Here is an 18671-nt window from a genome sequence, read left to right on the forward strand (position 1 = left end):
ACATTCATTGATTCAAAAAAAGTTACCCGCGTGGATGGCGACGGATAGAAATTAATGCGGTATAGTTTTTACCACAATGAGTGGTAGCATAAGTAGGGAGGTGTTTTATGACATTCTGCTTTGCTTTCATAGCTCCTGGTGACGGAATATGCGTTATTTCAGATACTAGAGTAAGTCATTTCACCACTTATGGAGACCTAGAAATCGTGTCTGATAATGTGCAGAAGGTTTGGAGTCCAAATCGGCAATGTTTTTTTGCAGTTGCTGGATGCGTTGAATTGATATCATCTCTCCTCGAGAAAATACCGGGCATGCTAGCAAAAACAAAAGACCGTGGATGGTATTCGATGATTCATTCAGAACTTCCAAAAATATACATTAAATTAATAAGCGACGGAAATTTCAAGAATGAAGATCAGAATGCTCAAATTATCTACGGAAGCGCTAGAAAGAATCGTGGGTCAACCATATTTAATTTGGCTGAATTTGATTTTGCGTTTTCACAAGAAACTGCGAGGATTGGAAGAAATTTCAAAAAAAATGACTTCTGTGCAATCGGAGCCACCAAGGAAATACGGAAGAAATTGTCGGACGCCGCGATAGAAAATATGAATGACCTATATCATCGGACTGCATCAATCTCAATCATGGGCGAACAAGACAGGAATAATCTCTCTAAAACGCTCAACCTTGAAAAAGATGATTTAGTATTCACTATGCACTCAGGGCAAGGTGCTGGCCAACCCTTCTTGCGGAAAATACGCTCCTTTCGGAGTAACGAACTTCAACAGCCTGAGGGGGCTTTAAAATTAAGTGGAACTCTGCTACTCGGCGCTGCCGCAATGAAGGCCATTGAGGAAGAAATGAATGAAATTCGCCTCAAGAAATTTCCGTACTGTGAGTCCATAGGAAAAACTTGGCATTTGTCAGTGCTAAATGCAGTGGATGGCTTCTTTACAACGAACCCTTCAACCCAGCCATAGAAGCACACCGCTATATTCTCTGTAAAATGTTGAGCAGGGGCCTTTCAGCCCCCGCCCCCGCCGTCCCTCACACCACCCGAATGTTCTTGAACTGCCACGGATCGGACACGTCTACGTCCTCCACGAACAGCTTGTTGCGCCCGTCGAGCGGCGTCCAGTCCGTATAAGCCCCGACCACCGGCCCCAGATAGGGCATGCAGATATCCAGGCAGCGCTGGAAATCCATGTCGTCGGCTTCCACGATGCCACGATCCGGGTTCTCGATGGCCCAGATCATGCCGGACAGGGCGGCGACCGTGACCTGCAGGCTGGTGGCGCTGTTGAACTCCACCAACTGGCGGGCCTCTGAACAGGTCAGCTGCGAGCCGAACCAGTAGGCGCCCTTTTCATGGCCGGCCAGCAGCACGCCCAGCTCGTCCACGCCGTCGATGATTTCCTTCATCATCAGGCGCTGGGTTTCCTGCTGCACGAAGTTCTTGCCGGCGAATTCGTGGATGGATTTCACGGCGTCGTCGCAGGGGTGATAGGCATAGTGGCAGGTGGGGCGATAGATCGCCTTGCCGTCGGCGTCGCGCACCGTCAGATAGTCGGGGATCGACAGCGCCTCGCTATGCGTGATCAGGAAGCCGTGGAAGGGGCCTTCCATCGGGGTCCAGGTGCGCACGCGCTGCGTCACGCCGGGGCGGTTCAGGATGATGCCGGACTGGCCGCCAAATTCATGGCGAATACCGTCCGGCGGGAACGTCGCCTCATGCGTGCCCCAGCCCAGCTCCGCCGGCTGACAGCCCTCCGAGATGAAGCCGTCAATGGACCAGGTATTAACGAACTCCCCCCGCTTTTTGGGTATGGAGGAGACCTGGGTGTCGCGTTCGGCGATATGGATGACCTTCACGCCCAACTCGTGCGCCAGCTTGGCCCAGGCGGCACGGTCGGCCGGCACGTCGGTGACGTCGCGGCCTGTATCCTCCGCAATGTTCAGCAGCGCCTGCTTCACAAAGTGGGAGACAAGGCCCGGATTGGCGCCATGGGTCAGCACGGCGGTGGGCGCGTTCGTCCCCAGCTTGGACCGGAGATCCAGCGCCGTTTCGCGCAGCGCGTAGTTGGAGCGCATGGAGGGCGACAGGTTGGGGTCGGTGTAACCGCCGGGCCAGGGCTCGATACAGGTGTCGAGATAGAGCGCGCCGCGTTCGGCGCATAGCTCAACCAATGCCGTGGACGAGACATCCACCGACAGGTTCAGCAGGAAATCGCCCTTGGAGAGCAGGGGTTCCAGCATGGCCCGGTAATTCTGCCGGGTCAGTGGTTCCTTGACGAACTTGATGCCGAAATAGTCAGCCTCACCGTGGCCGCGCTCGTCCGCCGTGATGATGGTGATGTTCTGCCGGTCAATGTCGATATGCCGCAGAATCAGAGGCAGCACACCTTGACCGATGCTGCCGAATCCTACCATCACAAGACGCCCGGGAAGGGCACAATGCTTCTGATATTGGGTCATTTTCGTGGGTTCTCCGGGGCTATTACCCGCCTATGGGAGCCTCATGGCTGTGGGGTTGACGTGCTTCAGACGTGATGCAGGACAACAGAAAGGCACGGCCCCGCCCAGATGGATGGGACCGCGCCCGGTTGGAATTGTCACAATGCTATATCAAGCGTTGCGATTAGTGAAGATGATGCGTGTCAAACTATCATCGGCCTGATGCCGGGTGCAACGACGCGCATGTGAAATAATCGTGTAACACCCCGGCGATCATAGGCGAAAGGAACGGCGAACAGCTTTTTCAGCTGTTTCCCGATCTGGAATTTAACCCTGATAAACTTGGGGATAGGCCTGTGGGAGGCACGATCGTTGCGTAGGCGATGGCATTATTCTCAGTACCTTGCCAATTATACTCCCTGTGACGCGAACCGCGCCGCATCAGGCCGCGCAGACCGATAGGGAGACGGCATGGCCAGCCGTGTCCAGCAGCGGGCCATCGCACACTTCGACCAGATGCGCCTGATCGAACCCGTTGAACTCCGTCCGCAGGGTGGCGCCATAGGCACCCAGCTGCCCGATCTCGATCCAGTCGCCTTCCTGCACGTCGACCGGCAGCAGGAACGGCCCCTTCATGCGGTCGGCACTGTCACAGGTGGGACCCCAGAAGCTGAACGGAGCGAGCGGCGCGTCGGTGCGGCGGATCAGGCGGTAGGGGAACAGGAAGCCGGGCACGCCCGCATCCGACAGGCTGCCATAGACGCCGTCATTGATGAACAGCTCGTCACTGCCCCGGCGGCGCTCCACCTGCACCACGACGGAGCCGCCGGCGGCCACCAGGGCGCGGCCCGGTTCACACCAGATGCGGGTGCTGGCCGGCAGGTTCAGGGCCGCGATGCCCTTGGCAATCGCGTCCATGTAAAGGGTCAGGTCGGGCGGGTCCATGTCCGGATAGGCCACGGGGAAGCCGCCGCCCACATCCAGCACATCGATAGCAACACCGGCGGCCTCAATCACCCGACCCGCCAGCTCCAGGGCGCGGCCATAGGATGCCGGTTCCAGCATCTGGCTGCCGACATGGAAGCACAGGCCGACCCGCGCACCGACCGTCCGGGCGCGGCGCAGCAGGGTGACGGCATCATCGAACTGCGCCCCGAACTTGCCCGACAGATCATAGGCGGCCTTACCCTTGGGCATGGCGAGGCGAATGAACAGGCCGAGGTCGGTTGCAGTGCCGGTAACGGCGGCGATCTTTTCCAGTTCCTCCATGCTGTCCAGCGAGAAGTCGCGGACCCCATAGTCGTTATAGGCCTTGGCGATGGCGGCGCGGTTCTTCACCGGGTGCATGTAATGGATCTGCGCATCGGCAAACATCTGCCGCACCACGCGGATTTCCGCCGGCGAGGCACAGTCGAAATGCCGGATGCCGCCCTGGTAAAGCGCGCGCAGGAAGGCCGGGTCGGGATTGCACTTCACGGCATACAGCACGTCACCCCGGCCCTCCGTGGCCTGACCGAACAGGTCCAGGAACCGATCCGCCGTGGCGCGCAGGGTGGCGGGGCGGATGCAGTGCATCGGCTCCGACGGTTCCAGGCGGGCCACCATTTGATCGACGCTGGGCAGGCGGGGCGTGCTGCTGCGCGCGGCGGCGCGGCGCAGGGGGGCGACGGCGGTGCGGAAACGGACCTGGGCCATGGACAAACCCTCCGGGGAACAATACCCCATGCCACCCAGCCTCGCCGATCAATGGGCGCAGAACAGGGCGGGAATATGAAATGATCGCGGCGGGCGGTACGGACCGGCCAGCCGGATAGCGCGGGGAAGATCGGGATCTGGTGCCGCGTCGTGATTGCCGGGTCGAACAAGACCGCAAAGCGTCAACGGACGAAGCGAACCAGCGGGGTCCTTACCGGACCATGCCTTCGCGGCGGAAAACGGCGTTCATGTGACTATCCCTCTCGGGGTACCGGCCCACGGATGACCGGTGCTGCCAAAAAGGACGCCTGACGTCGTTGCATGGCGCAAAAGGCCAGGGGCACGTGCGGGTGCGTCGTAGGGTCAGCTTATCCATGCGAATGGGCGGGGGTGCAAGGGGTTGTTGCGGCCCTGTCCGCATGGCTGGTTTCACCCCTGTGCAGGCCGGGGGATGGTGCCTATATGCTGTGCATGCGCAAGGCGATTTCCCTCTCCGCACTGGCTGGCCTGATGATGCTGTGCCCCCTGGCCGGGGCGCAGGAAAACCCGCTTCTGTCCCCGCCGCCCGGCCTGCCCGGACTGCCGGCCAGCCCCAGCCCGCTGGACGCCGAACGCGGGCGGGCGCAGGTGGATGGCCTGCGGGGCGGGGCCGACCTGTCGCTGCGACCCACGCCTGACCCGATGCAGCGGCGGGACGCCGATAGTTTGCGCCTGGATGCTGACCGGGCCGCGCGGGCCTTGCAGGACCCGCCGCCGCCCCCACCGCCGGCCCCCGGCATCGAGGGACCACCGGCCCCGCGCATCGACCCGCCCGAACCGCGCATCAGCCATGGGCGCAAGAAGGGCGCGCCGACACCAGCCCAATCCTCCCCCGTGCCCGACCGCAAGCCGCCGTCACCATCGGAGCCTTGACGATAGGGTGGCCTCAGCGACACTCTGAAAGACCTTCCAATATCGGGCCCAGCATGCCGCTCTATCGCCCGATTTCCATTGCCGCTTCGTCACAGGCCGTACCTGCCTGGACGTGCTGTTGGGTGCGGTGCTGGCAGGTACATCCTCGTGGAAACTGACTGATGCATGTCGAGTATCCCGCCTATGAACTCCAGGCCGAAATCGAGGCCTTGCGCGCAATAGCAAACGGCCTGACGGGAATGAAGGTCGAACTGGCCAACCATGTCTGGCTTGGCGACAATGCCGGCCGCTCTTGGCTCGTCACCGTCCAGCCGCGCGATCTATGCTTCAAGTTCGAGGTATTCTCCCTTGCCATTTCGAGCATCGAGCAGCTTCAAGCCCGCTGGCGGGAGTGGAAACCGCCCGTCCTACCGACCGGAATACCAGAGCCCCTCCGATCCCAAATGTCGGTGCGCCCGCCAGAACCGACCGCCCCTTTGGGGTTCGACAATTGGCCATTCGTAACCCGACAAGTCGAGGTGCTGCGCCGTGTGGAGTGGATCGCGGACCTTGCCGATGCGTATCCGGCTTCCGGCGACAATCCCAATGTCCAATCGGCGACGAGAGCGGGACAGATTCCAGCTTCGGCTACAGCCACATGCGAGGTCGCGGTCGGCTTGCTATTTAACGGCACGCAAGATGAACGCCTTCTGATTGCCGCCGACTGGATGCCGATGAACCTGATTTTCACGCGGGAGGCCGACAAGATCGATGCGTTCCTGGTTGATTGTAACCGTATCGAACTCCGCACCTATATGAGATCGCCCAGCCCTTGACGATCGGCCCCGATTGCTGTTGTTGACGGGCAGCAGCAGCGGAAGCGGACCCATGATCCCCATCACCCCCCATATCGCCATTGACGAGGAGGAGCTTCAGGAAAGCTTCCTGCGCGCCGGCGGTCCGGGCGGGCAGAATGTCAACAAGGTGGAAACGGCGGTGCAACTGCGTTTCGACGTCGCCAACTCCCCCACCCTGCCCGACTGGCTGAAACAGCGGGTACGCGGCGTGGCGGGGCGCAAGCTGACGGCGGACGGGGTTCTGGTGCTGGTGGCCCAGGCCCATCGCAGCCAGGAACGCAACCGCGAGGATGCCAAGGCGCGGCTGGTGGAAATCCTGGCCAAGGCGGCAGAACGTCAGGCGCCGCGCCGTCCCACGCGCCCAACGTTGGCGTCGAAGACCCGCCGCCTGGACGCGAAAACCACCCGGTCGGGCGTCAAGAAGATGCGCGGCAAGGTGGATATGGATTAACCCCTGTGATCTTCGCGTGACGCTCGCCTGACCTTTCGCATTACCCCTTTGCGTTATAGGCAGCCCGTGTCTTAATGCGTTTACAAGGGCCGGGGTGTTTCCGGCATGGTTTCCAGGCCACAAGACCGCGATGTCCAAATTCACCCGCACCGGCGGTTCCTCAAACGCCAATCTCAGCCGCGTGGCGATCCAGAAATCGCCGTCGCTGCTGGATGAACGGTTGGGCGTGTACCGGAACAAGATCGCGCAGAACGATCTGGACGTGATGCTGAAGCAGCACCAGGCCTTTGTGGAACAGCGCGTCACCGGCGTGCGCGCGCATTTCAAGCTGTGCGAACTGTCCAACCTGGACCTGTCGGGCTCCGTGCTGGCCTCTGCCGATTTCACAGGTGCGAAGCTGCACAACACCCTGATGCGCGGGGCCGACCTGCGCATGACCAATTTCTATGCCGCCGATCTGGCCGAAGCTGATCTGATGCATGCCGACCTCACGGCAGCCGACATGCGCGGGGCCATCCTGCGCGGCGCGGTCATGATCAGCTGCAACCTGACCTCCGCCGATTTCCGCAACGGCACCCTGGCGCTGGCCCGCAATGGCGAACTGGTGTCGGTGCAGGCCACGTCAGAGGCGGACCTGTCCAAGGCCGTGATCATGCGCGCCACCCTGTCCAAGGCGCGGCTGTCGGACAGTTTTGTCATGCAGACCGACCTGCGCGATGCCGATCTGCGCGGGTCGATCCTGGTCAAGGCCAACCTGTCGGACAGCAACCTGACGGGATGCGACCTGACCAGCTGTGACCTGACGGAAGCGAATCTGGAAGGCGCCAATCTGGAGGGCGCCATCATGACGGGCGCCATCCTGCGCCACGCCAACCTGAAAGGTGCCAACCTGATCGGCGCCATCCTGGACGGGGTCGACCTGACCCTGGCCAATGTTGAGGATGTGAAAACCGTCGAGCAATTGGCCGGGATGGAGGAAGACCTGGCCACCATGCTGACGGCGCACGCCAAATGGATCGAAACCAATGGCGGGGCCGGCAAGCAGCTGGACCTGTCGGGCAAGGATCTGACCGGCATGGACCTGTCGCGCATGACCCTGTCGGCGGGGATCTTCCGGGGTGCCGTGCTGCGCAATGCCAACCTGTCCCGCTCCGCCCTGCTGATGGCCGACCTGTCATCGGCGGATTTGCGTGGGGCCAACCTGCGCAACGCCAACATGCGCGGGACGCGCATGATCCGCACCATGCTGGTGGGGGCGGACATGACGGGGGTGCTGGCATCCCCCATCAATATCCAGGGCCATGACTGGCAGACCAACATGGAACGGGCGCGCCTGGGCAAGGCCGTGCTGGTCGGGGCAGACCTTACGGGCGCCAACCTGACGGGGGCCGACCTGCGTCAGGCCCAAATCCGGAATGTCAGCATCAAGGGCGCCGACCTGACCGACGCCAACCTGACCAATGCCGACCTGCGCGGCGTGGATTTCAGCAAATGCAAGCTGGCCAACACCAAGGGCCTGCCTGACGTTGATCTGGAAGGGGATGATTGATCCCACGCCTGTTCCCTGGTAACGCACCAGCATGGATACGCATCACGACATCATCATCGCAGGCGGCGGGGCCGCAGGGCTTTACGCCGCCATCTTTGCCGGGCGGCGCGGGCGGCGCGTTCTGGTGCTGGACCATGCGGAGAAGGTGGGCAAGAAGATCCTGATCTCCGGCGGCGGGCGCTGCAATTTCACCAACCTGGAGGTGAAGCCCGACCGCTACCTGTCAGCCAATCCGCATTTCGCCATCTCCGCCCTGAAACGCCATACGCAGCATGATTTCATCGCCTTGGTCGACCGGCATGGTATCGGCTGGCACGAAAAGAAGCTGGGGCAGCTTTTCTGTGACGATGGGGCACCGCGCATCCTGGGCATGCTGCTGGATGAATGCGCCGATGCTGGCGTGGCCATCCGCACGGCATGCCGGATCGATGAGGTCACGCCGGTCGATGGCGGCGGGTTCAGCGTGGTGACCAGCCATGGCACCTTCACCGCCGACAGCTTCATCCTGGCCACGGGCGGCCCGTCCATCCCCAAGATGGGGGCCACCGATTTCGCCTTCCGTCTGGCGCGCAAATGGGGGCTGAATATTGTGGAGCCGCGCCCGGCCCTGGTGCCCCTGACCTTCGCGCCTGTCGATCTGGACAAGCTGAAGGACCTGTCGGGTGTGCCGCTGGAAGCATCGGTTTCCTGCGGCAAGGGCCGGTTCCGCGAAGCGCTGCTGATCACCCATCGCGGCCTGTCGGGGCCGTCGATCCTGCAAATCTCCTCCTACTGGCGGGAGACGGAAGCGGTGCGCATCGACCTGTCACCCGATCTGGCCCTGGCCGAGCATCTGAAGGGTCTGAAGAAGACGCGCCACAAGGCGGAGCTGAAGACCATCCTGGGCGAAATCCTGCCCCGCCGCTTTGCCGAGCGGTTGTTCGAGGTGGCGCTGATCGGCCCTGCCCCCGTGGTCAACCGGCCCATGGCCGACATCAAGGATGCCGACCTGATGGCGGTGGCCAGCGCCCTGCACGCCTGGACGGTGCTGCCGGACGGGACGGAGGGCTACCGCACGGCGGAAGTGACGCTGGGCGGCATCGACACCGCCGAGCTGTCATCCAAGACCATGGAAGCCAAGAAAGTCCCCGGCCTGTTCGTGGTGGGAGAGGCCGTGGACGTCACCGGCTGGCTGGGCGGCTATAATTTCCAATGGGCTTGGTCCAGCGGTCATGCGGCGGGCATGGCCGCCTGACCCTCACGTCCCGATTAGCCCCAGTTCCGGGCTGGATGCCTCCGCGCGCAGACGCTTGGGGATGCGGCCCGCCAGACGGGCCATGCGGCCCCCTTCCACCCCGGCCCGCATGGCCGCCGCCATCATCACGGGATCGGTGCTTTTGGAGACGGCGGTGTTCAGCAGGACGGCGTCGCAGCCCAGTTCCATGGCGAGTGCGGCATCACTGGCCGTGCCGATGCCGGCATCCAGAACCACAGGAACCGTGCTGTTCCGGCAGATCGTCTCGATATTGTACGGGTTCAGGATGCCCAGGCCGGTGCCGATGGGGGCGCCCAGCGGCATGACGGCGGCACAGCCGACATCGGCCAGACGGCGGCAGATGATGGGGTCGTCCGTGCAATAGGGCAGGACCACGAACCCGTCACGCACCAGTTCATCCGCTGCGCGCAGAAGCTGTTCGACGTCGGGATACAGCGTCTCCCGATCGCCGATCAGTTCCAGCTTGATCCAGTTGGTGTCCATGGCCTCACGCGCCAACTGCGCGGTCAGGACGGCATCCTTGACCGTGGAACAGCCGGCGGTATTGGGCAGCAGCCAGACCTTGCCCGCCACCAGATCCAGCAAGCCTTCACCATATCCGGTCAGGTCGGCGCGGCGCACGGAAACGGTGAGGATTTCGGAGCCGGATGCCGCCAAGCTGTCCAGAAACACCTGCTGGTTGGGATAACCGGCAGAGCCCAGGAACAAGCGGGACCGGAAGCTCTTGCCGGCGATCTTCAGCGGATCATTCATCTCAACCACCTTGCAGAACCTTGACGATTTCCACCCGGTCGCCGGGGGAAAGAATGGTATCGGCCCAGCGCCCACGCGGGACCACGGTGTCGTTGAGCGCCACGGCAATGCCGCGCGCGCCCGGATCAATCCCTCCCACCGCCATCACGGCGGTCAGGGCGTAATTGTCCGGCTCCAGGTTCTTGCCATTGACGCTGATCATTAGCTCCACCCCTTACGCGGCGCGTGCCGCATCGAAACGGCCAGCCCCGAACGGGGCGATATGCGGATCGACCCGCCCGGTCAAGACCAGATCGGCGATGGCGTCCGCCGTGAGGGGGGCCAGCAGGATGCCGTTGCGGTGATGGCCCGTGGCCAGTACCAGCCCCTCCAACCCCGCCGCCGGCCCCAGGATGGGCGCATCATCGCGGCAGCCGGGCCGGTGGCCCACCCACATCTCCTTGACGGGCAGTTCTTCCACCCCCGGCAGGGCGCGCCAGGCGGCATCCAGCAGGGCCAGAACCCCGCCCGCCGTCATCTGCGCATCGAACCCCTTTTCCTCTGTCGTCGCCCCGATGATCAGGGTGCCGTCGGCGCGCGGCACCAGATAGCATTTGGGCGCCCAGACGACATGCGACAACAGCGGGTTGGCGGGGTCCATGACCAGCGACATCATCTGCCCCTTCACGGGGCGCACCGGCGGCGGGCTGGCCTGTCCGGGGACAAGCCGCGACCAGGCACCCGCCGCCAGCACGACACTATCGGCAGGCACAACACGGTCGCCCAAGACCACGCCCGTCGCCCGACCGCCCTGCACATCCAGACCCGTGACATCCACCCCCTCATGCAGACGGGCACCCGTGCGTTCCAGGGCCACGCGCAGGGCCGCCGCGGCCAGCCGGTTATCGACCTGCCCATCCTTGGCGCTGAACACGCCCGCCGCGGTGCGCGGGTTCAGGAAGGGCTCCTTCTCCTTGGCCGCCGCTCCTGACAGCCAGACGAGGTCCAGGCCCAGCCCGCGCTGAAACTCATAGTTCGACCGCAGCAGTTCCACCTCGTCCCGCGTGCTGGCCACCACCAGCGTGCCTTCGGTACGTAGGCCGACTTGCATACCGGTCAGCGCCTCCAGCTCCGCCGCGAAGCCCGGCCAGCGAGCCTGGCTTTCCAGGCACAGCGGCAACAGGCGCTGTTCGCCCGGTTCCGCTTCCACCCCCGCCGCCAGCATGCCGGCGGCTGCGCGCGTCGCCCCCTGGCCGGCACTGGCACGGTCGAAGATGTCGACCGACGCTCCACCCTGGGCCAGGCGCCAGCCGATGGCCATGCCGATGATGCCGCCGCCGATGATGGCGACGCGTGGTCTGTCAGGTCTGTGCAGCAAACTCATTTCCGCCTTCTCCCTTCGCCGGCATGACCCGGATCAGGTTCGATGGGTGTGATCTCAGCCGCATGGCGATAATGCATGCGGCACCCCAGGGTCCATGCGCTATGTCATGGGCCTGTCACGTCCGGAATGCAAGGGAACGCGCAGCATCATTTCCGCCCCGCCGGGATCGCGCTTGACCATTGGCGGCACTGGGCATATTTGCCCCATGAGGACAGTCCCGTCCCGCCCTTTTTTTGCCCGGACCCCGCACCCATGTCGCTGCTGCCCATCCTCACCATCCCCGACACCCGTCTGAAGGCGAAGTGCAAGCCCTTGACCAATGTCGATGGCCGCGTGGCGAGGCTGATGGATGATATGCTGGAGACCATGTACAAGGCGCCGGGCATCGGTCTGGCGGCCCCGCAGATCGGGTTGCTTGAGCGGGTCATCGTCGTGGACGTGTCGGAAAACCGCAGCGACGCGCTGGCCATGGTCAACCCGGAACTGATCTGGACCTCTGACGAACAGGCCATCACCCAGGAAGGCTGCCTGTCCATCCCGGAGATCTATGCCGAGGTGACACGGCCCAAGATGGTGCGCGTGCGCTATGTCGACCGGGGTGGCGAAGAACGGGAAATGGATGCTGACGGCCTGCTGGCCACCTGCATCCAGCACGAGATCGACCATCTGAACGGTGTGCTGTTTATCGACCATCTCTCGTCGCTGAAGCGCAACATGCTGCTGCGCAAGTACAACAAGGCGAAGAAGTAACGGGAGCGTTCGCGTTCCTCAATCGCCGGCGCCGCATCCGCGGCTTGGCTTCACGCCGCACGTGCGGCGCGGCGGCGGTCGCCGCCGAAGCGTTTTACGGAAGCCCGTAAAACGCTCCCTTCCACTCTCCGCCGGGGAGGTGCCCCATGCCGCTGCGTCTCGCCTTCATGGGCACGCCGGATTTTTCCGTCTCCATCCTGGATGCGCTGGTGGCCGCCGGGCATGAGGTGGTGTGCGTCTATAGTCAGCCGCCGCGTCCCGCAGGCCGAGGGCAGCAATTGCAGGCCAGCCCCGTGCATCGCCGCGCCGAGGCCCTGGGCATTCCCGTGCGCACCCCCAAAAGCCTGCGCAAGGCGGAGGAGCAGGCGGAGTTCGCAGCGCTCAACCTGGATTGCGCCATCGTTGCGGCCTATGGCCTGATCCTGCCGCAGGCCATTCTCGATGCGCCACGCCTGGGCTGTGTCAATGTCCATGCCAGCCTGCTGCCGCGCTGGCGCGGGGCGGCCCCCATCCAGCGGTCGATCCTGGCCGGCGATGCGGAGACGGGCGTCACCATCATGCAGATGGATGCCGGCCTGGATACCGGCGCCATGCTGTTGAAGGACACGCTGCCCATCACGGCCCGGATGAATGCCGCCGACCTGCATGACGCGCTGGCCGTCATGGGGGCGCGGCTGATGGTTGAGGCCCTGCCCGGCATTGCCGATGGCAGCCTGCCCCCGGTGCCGCAGCCGGCAGAGGGCGTGACCTATGCCGCCAAGCTGTCTAAGGATGAGGGACGGCTGGACCTGACCCGGCCCGCCTCCGAACTGGACCGGCAGGTGCGTGGCCTCACCCCCTGGCCCGGCACCTGGATCGATCTGGCCAATGGCGAGAAGCTGAAGGTGCTGGAGGCACAGGCGGTCGATGGCGGGGGCGAACCCGGCACCCTGCTGGATGCCGGACCCACCCTGGCCTGTGGCGAGGGGGCGCTGCGCCTGATCCGGGTGCAGCGGCCGGGCAAGGGGCCGGTGGATGGTGCCGCCTTCCTGCGCGGCTATACTCACCAGATCGGCGGAAAGCTGACGGCGTGAGGCCGCTGCCCGACCCGCCCCTGCTGCTGATCACCGACCGGCATCAGGCGGGCGGCGATCTGGCGTCGGTGGTGGCCGCCTGTGTGTCCGCTGGGTGCCGCTGGGTCAGTCTCCGGGAAAAGGACCTGCCGCGCGACCATCAATCCGCCCTGCTGATGCGGCTGCGGCCTGTCCTGGCGCAGGTCGGTGGCGTGCTGACCATCCATGGCGATATGGCGCTGGGCAGCCTGTGCGACGGGGTGCATCTGCCGGATGGCGGGGATATCGTCACGGCACGGGCCCTGCTGGGGCCGGATGCCCTGATCGGCACCTCCTGCCATGACCGGGATGGTGTGGCGGCGGCGGCGCGCGATGGGGCGGATTACGCCACGCTCAGCCCCATTTTCCTGACCCCATCCAAGCCCGGCTACGGCCCCGCCCTGGAGCTGGGGGTCCTGTCGGGGCTGCCCCTGCCCACCCTGGCGCTGGGCGGGGTTGATGGCGGGAATGCCGGGGCCTGTATCGGTGCCGGGGCGGCAGGCGTCGCGGTGATGGGAACCATCATGCGCGATCCGGCATCGGCGGGGCCGATCCTGTCCGCCCTGGCTGCGACGCGGGGCCGCAAGCCCGGCATTTGACCAAAGGGCCGTATCGACCCCATATCACGGCATCTTTTCATTCACCGAACGGCCTGTCATGACCGCCGCCCAAACCGTACCCGGCCACCGCGCCGTCGCCAACTGGCTGCTGGCCTGTGCCGGCATGGTCTTTGTCATGGCCATCATCGGCGCCATCACCCGCCTGACGGAAAGCGGCCTGTCGATCACCGAATGGAAGCCCATTACGGGCACCCTGCCGCCCCTGAACGAGGCGCAGTGGCTGGTGGAGTTCGAGAAATACAAGCAGATCCCCGAATATCAGGTCCTGAACCGGGGCATGAGCCTGGATGAGTTCAAGCAGATCTTCTTCTGGGAATGGTTCCACCGCCTGTGGGGCCGTCTGATTGGCGTGGTCTTCGCGGTGCCGCTGGTCTGGTTCGCGGTGAAGGGCATGGTGACAAGGTCCATGCTGCCCAAACTGGTGGGCCTGTTCCTGCTGGGCGGGCTGCAGGGCTTCATCGGCTGGTTCATGGTGCAATCGGGCCTGTCGGTGCGCACCGATGTCAGCCATTACCGGCTGGCCATGCATCTGTCGATGGCGCTGATCCTCTACGCCTTGCTGATCCAGGCGGGCCTGGGCCTGCGCCATCCCGGTGCCGCCCACCGGCCTGACCGTGCCGGCCTGCGCCGCCATGGCTGGGCGGCCATGGTGCTGGTGTCCATCACGGTCGTCTGGGGGGCCTTTGTGGCGGGGCTGGATGCCGGCTTTGCCTACAACACCTGGCCGCTGATGAATGGGGAGTTTGCCCCGCCGGAGGTCTGGAACCTGTCGCCGGCGTGGCTGAACTTCCTGGAAAACACCGCCATGGTGCAGTTCACGCACCGCTGGCTGGCCATCGCCACCGCCGTCGCTGTCCTGTCCTATGCCTGGCGGGTGGGACAGCGGGCCGATTTGCCGGAGGTGGCGAAGCAGTCGGCCCTGTGGCTGTCACTGGGCATTGGCGGGCAGGTGGTGCTGGGTATTACCACCCTGCTGCATGCCGTACCGGTGGCCCTGGGTTCGGCCCACCAGGGGGGCGCCCTGGTGGTCATCGCCCTGCTGATCCGCTCGATCCACACCTTGCGGCGGTGATTAGAGCAGGTCCCGCAGGATCGGGATCAGGGGAATATCCGCCGGCGGCATCGGGTAATCCACCATGCGCACCGGCTTGACCCAGGCCAGCTGCTGCCCCTCCAGGGGCGTAGGCGTCCCCTTCCAGACGCGTGCCACATAGAGCGGCATCAGCAGGTGGAAGGTCTCATAGGTGTGGCTGGCAAAAGCGATGGGGGCGAGGCAGCTTTCCGCCGTGTCGATCCCCAGCTCCTCCTTCAACTCCCGCACCAGGGCCGCTTCCGGTGTCTCGCCCTCATCGACCTTGCCGCCGGGAAATTCCCACAGGCCCGCCATGGACTTGCCCGGTGGACGCTGCGCCAGCAGCACGCGCCCATCGGCATCAACCAGGGCGACAGCGGCCACCAGGACCGTGCGGATCGGCCCCTTACGGACCGGTTCCTGCCAGCAGGGTGTGTCGCCGCCGCTCACGACCGGTAGCTGCCATTGATGTCGATATAGCCGTGGGTCAGGTCGCAGGTCCAGACCGTGGCGCTGCCCTGCCCCAGGCCAATATCCACTTCCATCAGGATTTCCTGGCCCTTCATATGGGCCGCCACCGGTGCCTCGTCGTAACCCGGCACCTCCATCCCATTGGCGCAGATCTGCACGCCGCCGACGGAGATGACCAGAAGGTCGCGGTCGGCGCGTTCGCCCGACCGGCCCACGGCGGCCACGATGCGGCCCCAGTTGGCATCCTCGCCGGCCACAGCGGTCTTCACCAGGGGCGAATTGGCGACCGTCAGGGCAATGCGCTTGGCGGCGGTATCGCTGTCGGCCCCTTTGACGCGGATTTCCACGAACTTGGTCGCCCCCTCGCCATCGCGCACGATCTGCTGCGCCAGGTCCAGGCAGACCTCGTCCACGGCCTTGGCAAAGGCCGCCAGACGCGGATCGTCGGTCGCCTCGATGGCCGCATGCCCGGCCTTGCGCGTGGCGCACAGGACCAACGTGTCGGAGGTGGAGGTGTCGCCATCCACCGTGATGGAATTGAAGCTGCGGTCGGTGGCCGATGACAGCACGGCCTGCAACGGGGCATGGGCGATATTGGCGTCGGTGAAGACATAGGCCAGCATCGTCGCCATGTCGGGCGCGATCATGCCGCTGCCCTTGGCGAAGCCGGCGACCGTCACCGTCACGCCGTCGATGGTGACGGTGGCCGACGCGCCCTTGGGGAAGGTGTCGGTGGTCATGATGGCGCGCGCCGCCACCTCCCACGCCGCCCCCTCTGCGGGGACCAGCTTGGTGAAGGCTTCCGGCAAGGACTTGGCGATCAGGTCGGCCGGCATCGGCTGCCCGATGACGCCGGTGGAGGCGGGGAACACTTCGGATGCCTTGCAGCCCAGCAGGGCCACGGTGGCGTCGATGGTGGCGTCCACAAACGCTTCGCCGGCCTTGCCGGTGAAGGCGTTGGAATTGCCGGCATTGACGACCAGGGCGCGCACGGCCCCACCGGCCAGATGGGCGCGGCAGCGATGGATGGGGGCGGAAGCCGTCAGCGACCGGGTCAGGACGGCGGCCACGCTGGAGCCTTCATCCAGCACCGCGACCATCACGTCGTTGCGCGGCGTCTTGTACCGGATGCCGGCGCGGTGCCCGGCCAGACGCACGCCGGCGATGGGCGGCAGCGACGGGAAGGAAGCGGGGGCGAGCGGCGAGACGGCCATGGGTGCGGGCTCCAACTGGAGGGGAGTAAGGTTCGCGCATGAAGCCGATGCAGGGGCCGGCGGTCAAGTGCCGGTTCGATGACACTGGTCCGGCGCGTCAGGGGAGGAGCGGTTCCAGAAGGTCCGGCACCCGGTCCTTTTCCACTGCTTCACGCCAGCAATCGGCCAGCCGGTCCGTCTCCGCCACCGCCGTGCGCCAGTATTTCTGCCGCGTGGCGGTATCCATGCGGCGGAAATCGCCACGATCGGGGATCTTGCCGAAGGGCAGCGCCCGGGCGAATTCCACCGACGGGCACAGAACCAGCATGCGCGACAAATTGGCGGCGCGCGGACGGCGCCAGGGCAGCGTCTTGTCGAACCAACCCGGCACGATGCGGTGGGAGAAATGCGGGTACAGCACCAACCCCGGCGGCGTGAAGCCCATATCCAGATGGTAATCCATGATGCCGCCATCCAGATAGAGGCCGGGCCGCGCCCCCGCCATATCCACCACCCCGTCAAAGACGAAGGGCACGGCAGACGATGCAAGCAAGGCCGGCACCAGATTGGCGGGCGACAGGGCAACGGCCTGGGTCGGGAATTCCGCCCCCAGGTCGAAGGGCGGGGCGTCACGGCCATCATGCAGGACGGTGCGTTCGAAAAAAACCGGCAGGGTGCGGCGGCTGACCAGGTTGGCAAGGCCGGCGGCGCCTAAGCCCAGACCCAGACCCACCTTGCCCATCCCCGGTCGCATCGGTCCCCGGCCCCGCACCGCCAGGATTGATTGCCGCATGAAGGGATGCGACAGGACATGGCCGATCCCATCCGCCCCGAAGATGACGTCCAGGAAATCCCGGCAATGGGCGGTCAGCTCCGTCGCACTGACCGGCCCGTCGACCGCGTAATCCAGATAGCAGGCCTCAAACCGCTTGCAGGCGGCCACGGGGTCAGGTTGGGCCAGACAGGCGAAACGCCAGGTGCCGATGGAACTGCCCACCATGTACAGGGGGCGGTCGCGCTTTTGGAACCAGCTTCCGAACAGGGCCTGATCCAGCCGGGTCAGGGCCAGCCATTTCGCCCCACCGCTGGCGCCCGCCACCACATCGAACAAATCCTCATGCAGCCCGTCCCGGCGGATGCGGGCCATGGCCTCTGAACCGGCCAGGAAACGCAGGGGCGTGGAAGGCATCGGGGGCCGCCGCATGGTTAAGGGGTCTATCGCGCCGCAACATAGGCAGTGCGCGACATTCCGGCAAGGGCAGGCACGGCCCCGCCTATTGACGCGGGGCGTGGCAACGTGATGATAGGAACCAAGCCATACACGAAAACATCAGGCCTAAGGCAACAGACCCATGTTCAATATCGCCACCGTGGATTACCGGGCGCCCGATGCCGCGCAGCAGTTCGTCACCTCGCTGCGGGAAACCGGCTTCGCCGTCCTGCGCAATCACAGCATCGACACTGCCCTGATCCAGGACCTGTACAAGGTCTGGTCCGGCTTCTTCGCCTGGGACGGCAAGCACGAGTACAAGTTCGACCCGGAAATCCAGGACGGCTATTTCCCGTTCAAGTCGGAAAACGCCAAGGACAGTGCCGTCAAGGACCTGAAGGAATTCTACCATGTCTATCCGGGCCGCCGCCTGCCGCCGCAGGTGAAGGACGCGACCGACCGGATGTATGCCGACCTGTCTGCCATGGGCCTGACCTTGCTGAACTGGATCCAGGACAATGTGCCTGAGGATCTGCGCAACAGCTTCAAGCAGCCGCTGCCCAACATGATGGATGGGTCGACCAGCACGCTGTTCCGCGTCCTGCATTATCCGCCCATCGGCGAAGGGTATGAGCCGGGGGCCGTGCGCGCAGCGGCGCATGAGGATATCAACCTGATCACCCTGCTGGTGACGGGCAGCGAGCCGGGATTGCAGGCTCAGGACACCGCCGGCAACTGGCACGACGTGCCATGCGATGCCGGGATGATCGCCGTCAATGCCGGCGACATGCTGAAGCTGGCGTCGGGCGGCTATTTTCCGGCGACGACCCACCGCGTGGTGAACCCGCCGCCGGAGCATAATGTCTCCCGCTATTCCATGCCGCTGTTCCTGCACCCCCGCCCCGACGCGCCCCTGTCGGACGCGCTGACAGCGGGTCAGTATCTGGATCAGCGCCTGCGCGAGATCGGGTTGAAGAAGTAAGGTTGACGCCT

At 64.5% G+C, this 18671-nt stretch carries 19 protein-coding genes and 1 riboswitch; of the genes, 11 read left to right on the forward strand and 8 right to left on the reverse strand.

All coding sequences use genetic code 11. From position 1 onward, the window contains the following. Nucleotides 1-206: 206 nt before the first annotated feature. Nucleotides 207-983, forward strand: coding sequence for a hypothetical protein (locus ACT6Q8_RS22685; protein ID WP_444734873.1), 777 nt, complete (start codon nt 207-209; stop codon nt 981-983). 67 nt (nt 984-1050) lie between these two features. Here the strand turns inward: ACT6Q8_RS22685 and ACT6Q8_RS22690 are convergent, their stop codons facing one another. Both ACT6Q8_RS22690 and ACT6Q8_RS22695 read right to left on the reverse strand, forming a co-directional pair. Next, nucleotides 1051-2478, reverse strand: coding sequence for a homospermidine synthase (locus tag ACT6Q8_RS22690; protein WP_444734872.1), 1428 nt, complete (start codon nt 2476-2478; stop codon nt 1051-1053). 420 nt (nt 2479-2898) lie between these two features. Next, complete coding sequence (locus ACT6Q8_RS22695; protein WP_444734871.1) at nt 2899-4152, reverse strand: type III PLP-dependent enzyme; 1254 nt, start codon at nt 4150-4152, stop codon at nt 2899-2901. A gap of 462 nt (nt 4153-4614) precedes the next feature. On the opposite strand from ACT6Q8_RS22695, the gene ACT6Q8_RS22700 reads away from it, so the two are divergent. The 5 genes from ACT6Q8_RS22700 to ACT6Q8_RS22720 all read left to right on the forward strand — a co-directional run bounded on the left by ACT6Q8_RS22700 (nt 4615) and on the right by ACT6Q8_RS22720 (nt 9134). Next, nucleotides 4615-5064, forward strand: a complete 450-nt coding sequence (locus ACT6Q8_RS22700; RefSeq protein ID WP_444734870.1) for a hypothetical protein — start codon at nt 4615-4617, stop codon at nt 5062-5064. Between the two features lie 161 nt (nt 5065-5225). Beyond that, entirely contained in the window at nt 5226-5879 is a 654-nt protein-coding gene (locus ACT6Q8_RS22705) for a hypothetical protein (RefSeq protein WP_444734869.1), read from the forward strand. A 52-nt stretch (nt 5880-5931) separates the two neighbouring features. Continuing rightward, entirely contained in the window at nt 5932-6351 is a 420-nt protein-coding gene (arfB, locus tag ACT6Q8_RS22710; RefSeq protein WP_054168535.1) for an alternative ribosome rescue aminoacyl-tRNA hydrolase ArfB, read from the forward strand. Nucleotides 6352-6481: 130 nt separating this feature from the next. Then, nucleotides 6482-7900 (forward strand): pentapeptide repeat-containing protein, encoded by a 1419-nt coding sequence (locus ACT6Q8_RS22715; RefSeq protein ID WP_054168502.1) that lies wholly within the window; start codon nt 6482-6484, stop codon nt 7898-7900. Nucleotides 7901-7931: 31 nt separating this feature from the next. Next, a complete protein-coding gene (locus ACT6Q8_RS22720) occupies nt 7932-9134 on the forward strand; it encodes an NAD(P)/FAD-dependent oxidoreductase (protein WP_054168501.1) in 1203 nt (400 codons plus the stop codon). A gap of 3 nt (nt 9135-9137) precedes the next feature. Here the strand turns inward: ACT6Q8_RS22720 and ACT6Q8_RS22725 are convergent, their stop codons facing one another. From ACT6Q8_RS22725 to thiO, 3 genes are all read right to left on the reverse strand, one after another. Continuing rightward, a complete protein-coding gene (locus ACT6Q8_RS22725) occupies nt 9138-9908 on the reverse strand; it encodes a thiazole synthase (RefSeq protein ID WP_054168500.1) in 771 nt (256 codons plus the stop codon). Between the two features lies 1 nt (nt 9909). Next, a complete protein-coding gene (thiS, locus tag ACT6Q8_RS22730; protein WP_054168499.1) occupies nt 9910-10110 on the reverse strand; it encodes a sulfur carrier protein ThiS in 201 nt (66 codons plus the stop codon). A 12-nt stretch (nt 10111-10122) separates the two neighbouring features. Then, on the reverse strand, nt 10123-11271 hold the full coding sequence (gene thiO, locus ACT6Q8_RS22735; protein WP_444734868.1) for a glycine oxidase ThiO: 1149 nt from the start codon (nt 11269-11271) through the stop codon (nt 10123-10125). Further along, nucleotides 11264-11369, reverse strand: a riboswitch (TPP riboswitch). (Overlaps the previous gene by 8 nt.) A 154-nt stretch (nt 11370-11523) precedes the next feature. On the opposite strand from thiO, the gene def reads away from it, so the two are divergent. From def to ACT6Q8_RS22755, 4 genes are all read left to right on the forward strand, one after another. After that, nucleotides 11524-12021 carry a peptide deformylase gene (gene def / locus ACT6Q8_RS22740; protein ID WP_054168497.1) on the forward strand — a complete coding sequence of 166 codons (498 nt, stop codon included), beginning with the start codon at nt 11524-11526 and terminating at the stop codon, nt 12019-12021. Between the two features lie 146 nt (nt 12022-12167). Beyond that, entirely contained in the window at nt 12168-13094 is a 927-nt protein-coding gene (gene fmt / locus ACT6Q8_RS22745; RefSeq protein ID WP_054168496.1) for a methionyl-tRNA formyltransferase, read from the forward strand. Beyond that, nucleotides 13091-13711 (forward strand): thiamine phosphate synthase, encoded by a 621-nt coding sequence (locus ACT6Q8_RS22750; protein WP_444734867.1) that lies wholly within the window; start codon nt 13091-13093, stop codon nt 13709-13711. The genes fmt and ACT6Q8_RS22750 overlap by 4 nt, the downstream gene beginning before the upstream one ends. 58 nt (nt 13712-13769) lie before the next feature. Next, nucleotides 13770-14804 carry a COX15/CtaA family protein gene (locus ACT6Q8_RS22755; protein WP_444734866.1) on the forward strand — a complete coding sequence of 345 codons (1035 nt, stop codon included), beginning with the start codon at nt 13770-13772 and terminating at the stop codon, nt 14802-14804. Here ACT6Q8_RS22755 and ACT6Q8_RS22760 read toward each other — a convergent pair whose 3' ends face one another. From ACT6Q8_RS22760 to ACT6Q8_RS22770, 3 genes are all read right to left on the reverse strand, one after another. Further along, entirely contained in the window at nt 14805-15254 is a 450-nt protein-coding gene (locus ACT6Q8_RS22760) for a (deoxy)nucleoside triphosphate pyrophosphohydrolase (RefSeq protein ID WP_444734865.1), read from the reverse strand. After that, nucleotides 15251-16489 (reverse strand): bifunctional glutamate N-acetyltransferase/amino-acid acetyltransferase ArgJ, encoded by a 1239-nt coding sequence (gene argJ, locus ACT6Q8_RS22765; RefSeq protein ID WP_054168493.1) that lies wholly within the window; start codon nt 16487-16489, stop codon nt 15251-15253. The genes ACT6Q8_RS22760 and argJ overlap by 4 nt, the downstream gene beginning before the upstream one ends. Before the next feature lie 97 nt (nt 16490-16586). Next, nucleotides 16587-17657 carry a patatin-like phospholipase family protein gene (locus ACT6Q8_RS22770; protein ID WP_444734864.1) on the reverse strand — a complete coding sequence of 357 codons (1071 nt, stop codon included), beginning with the start codon at nt 17655-17657 and terminating at the stop codon, nt 16587-16589. A 163-nt stretch (nt 17658-17820) separates the two neighbouring features. Here ACT6Q8_RS22770 and ACT6Q8_RS22775 point away from each other — a divergent pair, with 163 nt between their 5' ends. Next, nucleotides 17821-18660 (forward strand): isopenicillin N synthase family dioxygenase, encoded by an 840-nt coding sequence (locus ACT6Q8_RS22775; protein ID WP_444734863.1) that lies wholly within the window; start codon nt 17821-17823, stop codon nt 18658-18660. Nucleotides 18661-18671: the final 11 nt, after the last annotated feature.

Origin of the sequence: Niveispirillum sp. (assembly GCF_052437035.1) — a bacterium.
Lineage (GTDB): Bacteria > Pseudomonadota > Alphaproteobacteria > Azospirillales > Azospirillaceae > Niveispirillum.